The organism is Mesorhizobium sp. LNHC209A00, assembly GCF_000502915.1.
Classification (GTDB): Bacteria; Pseudomonadota; Alphaproteobacteria; order Rhizobiales; family Rhizobiaceae; genus Mesorhizobium.
This window is the reverse complement of the sequence record NZ_AYWT01000008.1, coordinates 122,847-134,803: the sequence shown is the minus strand read 5'-3', so window position 1 is coordinate 134,803 and position 11,957 is coordinate 122,847. Positions and strand designations below refer to the sequence as shown.

At 62.1% G+C, this 11,957-nt stretch carries 12 protein-coding genes; all 12 read left to right on the top strand.

Annotation, left to right across the window (positions count from 1 at the left end; translation table 11 throughout):
- Position 1 precedes the first annotated feature (1 nt).
- The 12 genes from X739_RS145940 to X739_RS0134815 all read left to right on the top strand — a co-directional run bounded on the left by X739_RS145940 (position 2) and on the right by X739_RS0134815 (position 11,956).
- Complete coding sequence (locus tag X739_RS145940) at positions 2 to 529, top strand: nuclear transport factor 2 family protein (RefSeq protein ID WP_023773818.1); 528 nt, start codon at positions 2 to 4, stop codon at positions 527 to 529.
- A 35-nt stretch (positions 530 to 564) separates the two neighbouring features.
- Positions 565 to 1,674: an aldo/keto reductase gene (locus X739_RS145945; RefSeq protein ID WP_023773817.1), complete on the top strand. Its 1,110-nt coding sequence runs from the start codon at positions 565 to 567 to the stop codon at positions 1,672 to 1,674.
- A gap of 150 nt (positions 1,675 to 1,824) precedes the next feature.
- Entirely contained in the window at positions 1,825 to 2,547 is a 723-nt protein-coding gene (gene pyrH, locus X739_RS145950; RefSeq protein WP_023784032.1) for a UMP kinase, read from the top strand.
- Positions 2,548 to 2,654: 107 nt separating this feature from the next.
- On the top strand, positions 2,655 to 3,209 hold the full coding sequence (gene frr / locus X739_RS145955; protein WP_015317784.1) for a ribosome recycling factor: 555 nt from the start codon (positions 2,655 to 2,657) through the stop codon (positions 3,207 to 3,209).
- 32 nt (positions 3,210 to 3,241) lie between these two features.
- The gene (locus tag X739_RS145960; protein ID WP_023795204.1) at positions 3,242 to 3,976 is read left to right on the top strand and encodes an isoprenyl transferase; all 735 of its coding nucleotides are present in this window, start codon (positions 3,242 to 3,244) and stop codon (positions 3,974 to 3,976) included.
- A complete protein-coding gene (locus X739_RS145965; RefSeq protein WP_023795203.1) occupies positions 3,973 to 4,788 on the top strand; it encodes a phosphatidate cytidylyltransferase in 816 nt (271 codons plus the stop codon). Before X739_RS145960 ends, X739_RS145965 begins: the two co-directional genes overlap by 4 nt.
- Positions 4,789 to 4,882: 94 nt before the next feature.
- A complete protein-coding gene (rseP, locus tag X739_RS145970) occupies positions 4,883 to 6,025 on the top strand; it encodes an RIP metalloprotease RseP (protein WP_023784034.1) in 1,143 nt (380 codons plus the stop codon).
- Between the two features lie 217 nt (positions 6,026 to 6,242).
- Entirely contained in the window at positions 6,243 to 8,642 is a 2,400-nt protein-coding gene (gene bamA / locus X739_RS145975) for an outer membrane protein assembly factor BamA (protein WP_023773811.1), read from the top strand.
- A gap of 74 nt (positions 8,643 to 8,716) precedes the next feature.
- A complete protein-coding gene (gene lpxD, locus X739_RS145980; RefSeq protein ID WP_023773810.1) occupies positions 8,717 to 9,772 on the top strand; it encodes a UDP-3-O-(3-hydroxymyristoyl)glucosamine N-acyltransferase in 1,056 nt (351 codons plus the stop codon).
- Positions 9,765 to 10,232: a 3-hydroxyacyl-ACP dehydratase FabZ gene (gene fabZ, locus X739_RS145985; protein ID WP_015317790.1), complete on the top strand. Its 468-nt coding sequence runs from the start codon at positions 9,765 to 9,767 to the stop codon at positions 10,230 to 10,232. The genes lpxD and fabZ overlap by 8 nt, the downstream gene beginning before the upstream one ends.
- 13 nt (positions 10,233 to 10,245) lie before the next feature.
- A complete protein-coding gene (lpxA, locus tag X739_RS145990) occupies positions 10,246 to 11,079 on the top strand; it encodes an acyl-ACP--UDP-N-acetylglucosamine O-acyltransferase (protein WP_023795202.1) in 834 nt (277 codons plus the stop codon).
- Positions 11,066 to 11,956 (top strand): LpxI family protein, encoded by an 891-nt coding sequence (locus X739_RS0134815; RefSeq protein WP_245273905.1) that lies wholly within the window; start codon positions 11,066 to 11,068, stop codon positions 11,954 to 11,956. The genes lpxA and X739_RS0134815 overlap by 14 nt, the downstream gene beginning before the upstream one ends.
- The last annotated feature ends 1 nt before the right edge of the window (position 11,957 follow it).

Genomic DNA, 11,957 nt, shown 5'->3' with positions numbered 1-11,957 from the left:
CATGAATGCCTTGAAACACGTTACCTTCGCCGCTGGCCTTGCCTTGGCGCCGCTCGACGCTGGCGGGGCCGAACCGGTGGGCTGGCAGGCGCTTGCCGATGACCACGCCGTCATCCGCATCGTCGATGCCATCGACCGCGCCGTCGACGCGCAGGACTGGAAACGTGCGCGCAGCTATTTCGCGGAACGGGTAACCGCTGACTTCAGCAGCCTGTCCGGGCAGCCCGCGGCCAACATCGCCTCCGACGATCTGATCGGCGCCTGGGCCGGCAATCTCAAAGGGAGCAAGACCAGCCTGCATCTGCGCACCAATCACCTGGTCGTCCTTGAAGCGGACACGGCGACCGTTGTGTCGAACGGCTATGCCTGGAACCGGATGGAGGGCAATGGCGATCCGCTCTGGGAGGTCTGGGGCACGTATGAGCATCACCTCACGCGCTCCGCGGCTGGCTGGAAGGTCGATGGCTTCACCTTCCGCATGACGCATGAGCGCGGCAATCCCTGGGTCAAGGCGACGCCTGGCCAATGAGGCCCGCATCAACCGGACCAAGATCGGAAAAGACAATGACGATGAGCTACTACACACTCGGCAACAGCGGCCTGCGCGTCAGCCGGCTGGCACTGGGCACGATGACTTTCGGGACGGAATGGGGCTGGGGCGCGGACCGGGATACGGCGCGCGCGATGTTCGACGCCTATGTCGAGGCCGGGGGCAATTTCTTCGACACCGCCGACCTTTACACCGGCGGCACGGCCGAGACTTGGCTCGGTGAATTCGTGGCCGAGCGGGGCTTGCGCGACAAGGCGGTGATCGCCACCAAATTTACCATGAACTCGAACGCCGGCAATCCGAACGCCGGCGGCAATGGCCGCAAGAACATCATGCGTGCCATCGACGCATCGCTGAAGCGGCTGGGCACCGACTATATCGATCTCTATCTCATGCATATCTGGGACCGGCTGACGCCGGCCGAAGAAGTGCTGCGTACGCTCGACGATCTGGTTCGGGTAGGCAAGATACGTCACATCGGCCTGTCCGATGTGCCGGCCTGGTATGCCGGGCGGGCGCAGGCGATCGCGGAACTGCGCGGCTATGAGCCGATCTCGGCGTTGCAGCTTGAATACTCCCTGGCGGAGCGTGCCATCGAGCATGAATTCGTGCCGTTCGGGACACGCCATGGCGCCGGCATCATGGTCTGGAGCCCGCTGGCAAGCGGACTGCTAAGTGGCAAATACCGCCCGGTGCAGGCAGGCAATGCCGGCCGGCTCGACGGCTTCCGCAACACCACCCATCCAGGTTTCCAGAAATTCAGCGAGCACAACTGGGCTGTCGTGGCGGAGCTGGAAAAAGTCGCCGCCGAACTTGGCCGCGGCATGGCTCAGGTCGCGCTGAACTGGGTGGCGACTCAGCCAGGAGTAGCCACCGTCATTCTCGGAGCAACGCGGCTTTCGCAGTTGCAGGATAATCTTGCGGCGCTCGATTTCTCCATACCGCCCGCGCTTCGCCAGCGCCTGGACAAGGTGAGCGGCACGCCGGCGCCGTTCCCGCATTCTTATTTCGGTCCCGAGATCCAGGTCCGTGTCGCGGGCGGTGTCGTGACCGGCGACAAGCCGTCAGGCTACGCATTGCAGGTCGTGGTCGAAGGCGAGGCGGTTGCCATCAGCAGCAACTGATCCAGAAAGCCTGGAATTTTGCACAAGGGCGCGGCGTGACATCGCCGCGCCCTTCGTGTATCCGGTCAACCCGTCATGACAGCACCGCCGGGCGAAGCAGGGGGCGTTTTCGCCTTCAGAGCTTGCCACGCCGGAATTTCGAGGAACCAGATGACGGTCAAGCCCCGCTACCGACGTGTTCTGCTGAAAGCTTCGGGCGAAGCGTTGATGGGCGAACAGCATTTCGGCATCGACGTCTCGGTCGTCGACCGCATCGCCGGCGACATTGCCGAAGCCCGTGCGCTGGGCATCGAGGTGGGTGTCGTTATCGGCGGCGGCAATATCTTTCGCGGCGTGGCCGTCGCCTCCAAGGGAGGCGACCGCGTTACCGGCGATCACATGGGCATGCTTGCCACGGTCATCAATTCGCTGGCGTTGCGCACGTCGCTGAACAAGATCGGTGTCGATGCCGTCGTGCTGTCCGCAATTGCCATGCCCGAGCTTTGCGAGAGTTTTTCGCAGCGCCAGGCAACCGCCTACATGAACCAGGGCAAGGTGGTGATCTTCGCCGGCGGCACTGGCAATCCGTTCTTCACCACTGATTCGGCGGCGGCACTTCGCGCGGCCGAAATCGGCGCCGATGCGCTGTTCAAGGGTACCCAGGTCGACGGCGTCTATTCGGCCGACCCGAAAAAGGACCCGAATGCGGCGCGTTTCGAGCGCATCAGCCACGCCGAAGTCATAAATCGCGGCCTTTCCATCATGGATACCGCTGCGATTGCACTTGCGCGCGAAAACAACATTCCGATAATCGTCTATTCGATCCACGAAAAGGGTGGTTTCGGCGATATTCTGAGGGGCGGCGGCCGCTGCACGGTCGTCGCGGACGAATGATCGGGGCCGATCCCTGGAAGGGGAAACCGGCTTTCGAAAATCAGGCTCGAACACGGGGCCTTGCCCCGAAGCAGTGAACCCGCGGCAGACGGGTCGAGGAGACTAAGATGAGTGGTGAGTACGACGATCTGAAGCGGCGCATGGACGGGGCCATCGCCGCGTTCAAGCATGACCTGGCTTCGCTGCGGACCGGTCGCGCCTCCAGCAATCTGCTCGATGCGATCCAGGTGCAGGCCTATGGCACCACCATGCCGATCAACCAGGTGGCCAATGTTTCGGTGCCGGAGCCGCGTATGATCTCGGTCTCGGTCTGGGACAAATCGATGGTCGGCGCGGTCGACCGCGCGATCCGGGAATCCAATCTGGGCTTCAACCCGATCGTCGATGGCACCAATCTGAGGATTCCGCTGCCGGAGCTCAACGAACAGCGCCGCAAGGAACTGGTCAAGATCTCGCATGGCTACGCAGAGAACGCCCGTGTCGCCGCGCGCCATGTGCGCCGTGACGGCATGGATTTCCTGAAAAAGGCGGAGAAGGACGGCGACATCAGCGAGGACGATCAGCGCAAGCGTTCCGACCAGGTCCAGAAACTTACCGACGAAACCATCAGCACCATTGATCATCTGCTTTCCGACAAGGAAGCTGAAATCATGCAGGTTTAGGGTTGGCCCTTGGCTGACCCGAAAGCGAGATCATGACAACGCCCGCGCATGTCGCGATCATCATGGATGGAAATGGACGCTGGGCCAAGGCGCGCGGTATGCCGAGGCTCGCCGGTCATCGCGCCGGCGTCGAGGCCCTGCGCAAGGCGGTGCGCGCCGCCCCGGGTCTCGGTATATCGTTCCTGACCATCTACGCTTTCTCATCGGAGAACTGGTCGCGGCCGAAGTCCGAGGTCAGCGACCTTATGGGTCTGTTGAAGCTGTTCATCCGTCGCGATCTTGCCGAGCTGCACCAGAGCGGCGTACGGATCAGGATCATCGGCGACCGCACAGGGCTGCAGGCGGACATCAGGGGGCTGCTCGACGAGGCCGAATCGCTGACGATCCACAACACCTCGCTGACGCTGGTGATCGCCTTCAATTACGGCGGGCGCGACGAGATCGTCCGCACGGCGCGCAAGCTTGCCGCGGCCGTGGCGCGCGGCGAAATGGACAGCGAGGCGATATCGGCTGAAAGCTTTGCCGGCTCTCTCGACACGCAAGGCATTCCCGATCCGGAGCTGGTCATCCGCACCAGCGGCGAACTGCGCCTGTCCAACTTCCTGTTGTGGCAGGCCGCCTACAGCGAGCTCGTCTTCCTGCCGTGCTACTGGCCGGATTTCAATCGCGAGCATCTCGCCGAGGCATTGCGCGAATATGCCCGCCGCGAGCGCCGCTTCGGCGGACTGGGCCCGCAGGACGTCGCTTCGCGACCGGCGGCGGGATGAGCAACCTTCAGCTGCGCGTCATTTCGGCCGTCGTGCTGGCCATTGTCGCCCTCGGCCTGACCTGGCTCGGCGGCCTGCCGTTCCGGCTGCTGTGCGCCGTCATGGCGGCAATGATCTTTTACGAGTGGACACGTATGTCGCGGCCCGCCGAGGCCGACGGGCTTGGTTTTCTGCCGGAAGCGCTGATGGTCATCTTCGTCGGCGCCTTGATTGCCGGCCTGCCCGCACGGTGGCTGCTGCCGCTCGTCGTGATTCTGGTTGCGACAGCCGCGATCACCGCTGGAGTTCGCAAAATCGGCCAGTGGGACGCCGGCGGCCTTGCCTATGCCTGCATGTCCGGTCTGTCGCTTGCCCTGCTGCGGGACGGCGACCATTCGGGCCTCGTCGCCATCCTGTTCCTGTTCGCGGTCGTCTGGGCAACCGACATTTTTGCCTATTTCGTCGGGCGCGCCGTCGGCGGGCCTAAACTGGCGCCTTCGATCTCGCCCGGCAAGACCCGCAGCGGCGCCCTCGGCGGGGCGGTCGGTGGTGTCGTCGCGGGGCTTCTGCTTGCCGCCTTCGCCGGCGCCGGCAACCTGGCGTTGCCGGGTGTTGTGGCGCTGGTGCTGTCGATTGTCGCCCAAGCCGGCGACCTCTTCGAATCCTGGGTCAAGCGGCGACACGGCCGCAAGGATTCTGGCGTGCTCATCCCTGGCCATGGCGGCATCATGGACCGTGTCGACGGGCTTGTCGCGGCCGCTCTTGCCCTATACGTCATCGGCTGGATCGCGGCGGGCGCCGAGCATCCGGCACAGGGGCTGTTTCCCATTTGAACGGTGTCATTCCACGATCTGGCGCGGGCGCCTTGGATTCGCCTGTATTGATGTCACAGTCACCCAGCGACGCGGAAGAACTTGAGGGCCTGAATTGAACGAGATTCTTCACGCGATTTTCAGCACGGAAGGCCTCTTTCTCGGCACGCTCGTGCCGTTTCTCTTCGTTCTGACCGTCGTGGTGTTCGTTCACGAGATGGGCCACTATCTTGTCGGCCGCTGGTGCGGCATCGGGGTCAGGGCCTTCTCCATCGGCTTCGGTCCGGAGCTCATCGGCTTCAACGACAGGCATGGTACGCGCTGGAAGCTTTGCGCCATACCGCTCGGCGGCTATGTGAAGTTTGTCGGCGACATGAACGCCACCTCCAGCCAGCCGACATCGGAAGAACTCGAAACGCTGACCGACGAGGAACGCAAGGTTGCCTTCCACACCCAGGCGATCTGGAAGCGCGCGGCAACGGTGGTGGCCGGGCCGCTGTTCAACTTCCTGCTGACGATCGTCGTCTTTTCCGTGCTGTTTGCCGCCTATGGGCGTTACGTCGCGGAGCCCATGGTCGCGGAGGTTACAACAGACAGTCCCGCGGCCAAGGCCGGCATCTTGCCTGGCGATCGATTCGTCAGCGTTGACGGCAGCAAGGTTGAAACCTTCGGCGACGTGCAGCGGCTGGTCTCGGGCCGCGCCGGCGACACCATCACCTTCGTCATGCTGCGCGGCGGCAAGGAGGTCACGGTGACCGCGTCGCCGCGGCTGATGGAGCAGGAGGACGCGCTCGGCAACAAGGTCAAGGTCGCCGTGATCGGCGTCGTTAACAACAAGGAACTCGGCCAGCCCCGCCTCATAACCTACACCCCGGTCGGAGCCGTCGCTGCGGCCGTTGAGGAAACGGGCCACGTCATCGAGCGCACCGGACAGTTCCTGCAGCGCTTCGCCGTCGGGCGCGAGGACAAGTGCCAGTTGGGTGGCCCGGTCAAGATCGCCGACATGGCCGGCAAGGCGGCCAAACTCGGTTTCGAATGGCTGGTGCAGCTCGTCGCGCTGCTGTCCGTGGGGATAGGCATTCTAAACCTTTTGCCGATTCCCCCTCTCGACGGCGGCCATCTGTTGTTCTACGGGGTGGAGGCCGTCATCCGCCGGCCGGTGTCGGAACGGATGATGGAAATGGCCTATCGGGCCGGTCTGCTTCTGGTGCTGTGCTTCATGGGGTTCGTGTTCTGGAACGATCTCTTTGGATGCTGAAATCATGAAGGAATTTGGCCTGAGCATGGCGGATATTGAGACGCCGTTTACCATGCACGGGGATATGAGTGACGCGAAAGCCACGCAACAGGGTTAAGTAAATACAAATTAACCAGAAGCCTTGCGTGTAGGGAAAATCCGGTTAATACGGTAAGGGAAATGACCGCACGTCCGGTTTTCTCGCCGTGGGGACTACGAGAAAAGGTTATTAAGCCCGATGAAGGCAGCATCCAAGTTTCTAAACGCCGCGTCAGCGGCGGCACTGTCCGCCGCTCTGGTCGTACCAGGCGCGCTCGCAGTGCAGTTCGTTGCCACATCGGCGGCCGAAGCCGCTGTCGTAAGCAGGGTGGAGGTGAGCGGCAACCAGCGTGTCGACGCCGATACCATCCGCAACTACATCACCATCAAGCCCGGCAAGGCCTTCTCCAGCTCCGATGTCGATAGCGCGGTCAAGGCGCTGTTCGGCACCGGCCTGTTCTCGGATGTCCAGATCAACCAGGTCGGCTCGACCCTGGTGGTAAAGGTTTCGGAATATAAGGTCGTCAACCAGGTGCTGTTCCAGGGCAACAAGAAGCTCAAGGACAACGCGCTTCAGGCAGCGGTTCAGCTGAAGCCGCGCGGCACGTTCTCTCAGGCTACGCTCGATTCGGATGTCGAGGCGGTCAAGGCCGCCTACAGGCGCATCGGCCGTGACGATGCCGGCGTGACCACACAGATCATGGAGCTCGGCGACAACCGCGTGAACGTGGTCTTCCACGTTACCGAAGGCGATCGCACACAGATCGCGGCAATCAATTTCGTCGGCAACAGCGCCTATTCCAGCCGCCGCCTGTCTGATGTGATCAACACCAAGCGCTCGTCCTGGGTCTCGTTCATCCTGCGCGACGACGTCTACGACGAAGACAAGCTGCGCGCCGACCAGGAGCTGCTGCGCCGCTTCTATTACAATCACGGTTATGCCGACTTCCAGGTCGTGTCCGCCGTCGGCGAGCTCGACAATGCGACCAACAAATACACGGTCACCATCACCGTCCAGGAAGGCGAGCGCTATAATTTCGGCGACATCAGCGTCGAAAGCACGATCCCGGAAGTCGACTCCAAGTCGCTGGAATCGGTGGTCGAAACCCGCAAGGGCGATGTCTACAACGCCAAGAACGTCGAAGACTCCATCATTGCGCTGACGGAGAAGGTGGCTGGTTCCGGCTATGCTTTCGCCCAGGTGACACCGCGCGGCGACCGCAATTTCGAGAACCATACGATTTCGGTGGTCTACACCGTCGACCAGGGCACCAAGGCCTATGTCGAGCGCATCGAGATCCGCGGCAACGACCGCACGCGTGACTACGTCATTCGCCGCGAATTCGATGTCAGCGAAGGCGATGCGTTCAACCAAGTGCTCATTCAGCGCGCGAAGAAGCGCCTGGAAAACTTGAATTATTTTGACAAAGTCGAGATTTCGACTGTGCCCGGCTCGGCCCCTGACCAAGTCGTGCTTGTGGTCGACGTGGTCGAGAAGTCGACGGGTGAATTCTCGGTTGGCGCTGGCTATTCGACTGGTGGCGATTCGGCTGGACCGTCTGTTGAAGGATCGATCACAGAGCGCAACTTCCTCGGCCGCGGCCAGTTCATTAAAGTGTCGGCCGGCGGCGGCAAGAACTCGCGCGACTACAGCCTGTCCTTCACCGAGCCCTATTTCCTCGGGCGGCGCATCGCCGCCGGCTTCGACATTTTCAAGTCGACGCGGCAATACAAAAACAATTACGACAGCGACACGACCGGCGCGACGATCCGCTTCGGACTGCCGATCACCAACAGCATCACCACCCAGTTGGCGTACAACATCTCGCAAGAGAAGTATAAGGTCGACGACGATTGCGGTGCTACCAGCGTTGGAGATCCGGATGGACCTAATTGCACGATTTCACCGGCTATCTTGGATGGTATCGCGCAAAGTCCATGGATCAAGTCGTCCATCAGCCTGGGGCTGGTCTACAACACCATTGACGATATGAAGAACCCACATGAAGGCATCTATGCCAATACGACGGTCGAGATGGCTGGTCTTGGTGGTGATGCAAAGTTCGTGAAGATTACCGGGCGTGGCAGCATCTACCAGACGCTGTCGGAGCAGCTTGACCTTGTCGGGCTGATCTCGGCCGGCGCAGGGCATGTGGAGGCTTATGGCGGCGACGGCAATCTGCGAATCTTCGATCAATTCCAGAGCACCGACCGCATGATCCGCGGCTTTGCGTATAATGGCATTGGTCCGGTTGACCCAACTACGGGTGACCATCTGGGAGGTGTGACCTATTTCAACGCCTCGGCCGAAGCGCAGTTCCCGTTGCCGGTCATTCCCGAGAGCTTCGGCCTGCGCGGTGCGGTGTTCGCCGACGCTGCAACACTATACGGTAGCAAGATCAATCAACATCTTGGGGCAGATCCCGCCCCAGACATAACCATCGCGAGCACCGGCATGAAGTTGCGCGCCTCGGTTGGTCTCGGCCTTATGTGGGCTTCACCGTTTGGTCCGATCCGTATCGACTATGCAATCCCGGTCAGGAAGGAAGCGAGCGACGACGTGCAGGAATTCAACTTCGGCATATCGACCCGCTTCTGATCGGCGGCCAACGATGCTCCCGGGTTTTTGGACCCGGGGGAAATGTTCCGACCTAGCTGGATATAGCTTCTGGAATGACCGACCCGGTGTTCTTCGCGCCATCACGCCGGTATACGGCGGCCGAAGTCGCGAATCTGACCGGCTCGGTGCTAGTCGATTCCGGCCAATCCGACGTTTTGATCGAAGCGCTGGCGCCGGCTAATGAAGGCGGCGCAAATGCGCTTGTCTTCGTCGACGGCAGGCGTAATTCCGCGCTGATGCCGTCGCTGCGGGCGGCGGCGGTCCTATGCCCGGCCGAATTCGCGAACAAAGCGCCTTCCACCGTTGCTGTCTTGACTCATCCACGTCCGCAGCAGGCTTTCGCGCTGGTTGGGCGCCTGCTGTTCCCGACAGCCGCCACGCCGGGGCCAATGACCGGTGAGACCGGCGTTTCGCCGCATGCCCATGTCGATCCGACGGCGCATGTCGAAGCTGGCGCTATCATCGAAGCCGGCGCGGTCATCGGGCCAGGTGTCTCGATCGGCGGCGGCACAGTCATTGCGCCCAACGCCGTCATTGGACAGTCCTGCCAGATTGGCCGTGACGGTTATGTCGGCCCGGGCGCCAGTATCCAGTACGCTCTGATCGGCAATCGGGTCATCATCCATGGTGGCGCCAGGATCGGCCAGGACGGCTTTGGCTTTGTCGGAGGCGCCAAGGGGCCGGAGCGTGTTCCACAGATCGGACGCGTCGTGATCCAGGACGATGTCGAGATCGGCTCCAATTCCACCGTCGATCGTGGCGCCATGTCCGATACGATCATCGGGCAAGGTACCAAGATCGACAATCTCGTGCAGATCGCCCATAACGTCCGCATCGGTCGCAATTGCATAGTGGCCGGGCTTTCGGGTATTTCCGGTTCCGTGGTGGTGGGTGACAATGTCACCATGGGCGGAGGCGTCGGGCTTGCGGATCATCTGACGATTGGTACAGGTGCCAAGCTTGCAGCCAGAAGTGGATTCATGAGCAATGTTCCCGCCGGCGAGATCTGGGGTGGCTATCCGGCGCAGCCTATGGCGGAAGCCATGCGAGAGATAGCCATGTTGCGCACGATGGCCAGGGCACGCAAGCAGGGCAAGGACAATGGCTGACATGGTGGCGGCGACAACGCTGGAAGCGGTCGACATATTGGGGCTGATGAAGCTCCTGCCGCACCGTTATCCCTTTCTGATGATCGACCGCATCGTGGACATCGACGGCGACGACTCCGCCATCGGCATCAAGAACGTAACCATAAACGAGCCGCATTTTCAGGGGCATTTCCCGGAGCAGCCGGTGATGCCGGGCGTGCTGATCGTCGAGGCCATGGCCCAGACGGCCGGAGCCATCTGCATCCGCAGCCTCGGGGCATCGAAGCCGTCTCTGGTCTATTTTCTGACCATCGACAACGCCAAATTCCGCAAACCGGTCGTCCCCGGCGACCAGTTGAAGATCCATGTCAAGAAAATCAAGAAGCGCGGCAACCTGCTCAAATTCGCCTGTGAAGCCCTGGTCGAAGGTACCAAGGCGGCCGAGGCCGAGATTTCAGCCATGATGGTCACCGGCGACTGACGATTGAGTGCCTATGAAAATCAAGACGTCAATCCATCCTTCCTCCGTCGTGGAAGAAGGCGCCCAGATCGGCCAGGGTGTGCGCATTGGGCCGTTCTGCCATGTCAGCGCCGATGCCGTGATTGGCGACGGGGTCGAACTGGTCAGCCATGTCTCGGTGATGGGCGCGACCACCATCGGAGCGTCGACCAAGGTCTATCCGATGGCGACACTGGGCGCACCGCCGCAAAACACCAAGCACAAGGGCGGCCGCACGACGCTGGTCATCGGCGCCAACTGCACCATCCGCGAAGGCGTGACCATGCATGTCGGCACCGACACCAGCCGTGGCGAAACCACGGTCGGCGACAATGGCAATTTCCTCGCCTACGCCCATATCGCCCATGACTGCGCTGTCGGCAACAACGCCACCTTCGCCAATGGGGCGACATTGGGCGGCCACTGCGAGATCGGTAACAATGTCTATATTGGCGGCCTCAGCGCCGTCCATCAATTCGTGCGCGTGGGCGACAACGCCTTTCTTGGCGGGTGCTCGGCTTTTGTCGGTGATGTCATTCCCTATGCCATCGCGGTCGGTAACCGCGCCAGCCTGCGCGGCTTGAACATCATCGGCCTCAAGCGCGCCGGTCTGCCGCGTTCCGAAATCCATCTGCTACGCAGGGCCTACAAGACGATCTTCGACCGCTCCCGCACCGTCGGCGAGAACATCGAGTTCGCCAAGGTCGAGTTCGCCTCGTCGCCGACAGCGATGAAGATCATCGACTTCATCACCAGTCGCGGCAAGCGACACTATGCGGTGCCATCGCTCAAGGGCGGCGATGGCGACGATGCCGATGACGAAGGCTGAGGCAGCCGCGGCTGGTCTTGAACTTCCGCCTGGTGCCAGGGTCGGCATCATCGCCGGCGGCGGCAGCCTTCCGGTCGAAGTCGCTGCCGGTTTGGCCGAACAGGGTCATCCGCCCTTCATCGTGCTCATGGAAGGTGAGGCCGACCGCCTGGCGGAATTGTGCCGTTACGAGCATGAGACCCTTGCCTTGGAGGCGATAGGATCGCTCATTCCGCTGCTCAAGCGTAGCCGGATTACGCATCTGGTGCTTGCCGGCGAGATAAAGCGCAGGCCAAGGCTGACACATATGCGTCCAAGCCTCAGCCTGCTCGCTGTGATACCCGTCGTCGTCATGGCGTTGGCGCGGGGCGACGATGGACTGCTCAAGGTGGTGGCGCGCGGACTCGAGGCCCGGGGGATAAAGGTCATGGGTGCCCACGAGATCGTGCCGAACCTCGTCGCCGCCGAAGGGGTGTTGACCTGGGCCACGCCTCGGACGTCGGACTGGCGCGACATCGAGGCAGGTTTTGCCGCGGCAAAAGCCATCGGGGCGCTGGATATCGGCCAGGCGGCGATCGCGGTCGGCGGCCGGACCATCGCGCTTGAAGGCATCGAGGGCACGGCCGGATTGCTGGACCGCGCCAGGCTGCTGCGTGGCCACGGTCGTATCGCCGGCAAGACGCGCGGCGTGCTGGTCAAATGCGCCAAGCCTGGCCAGGAGCTGCGCGCGGATCTTCCTTCGATGGGGCCCCAGACGGTAGAAGCAGCGCATGCGGCCGGGCTTGCCGGCATTGCCGTCGAGGCGGGACGCTCCCTTATCCTCGAAGGTCCCGCAACCCTCTCGCGCGCCAATGACCTTGGGCTGTTCATTGTCGGCCTGGCCGCAACGGAGTCCTGAT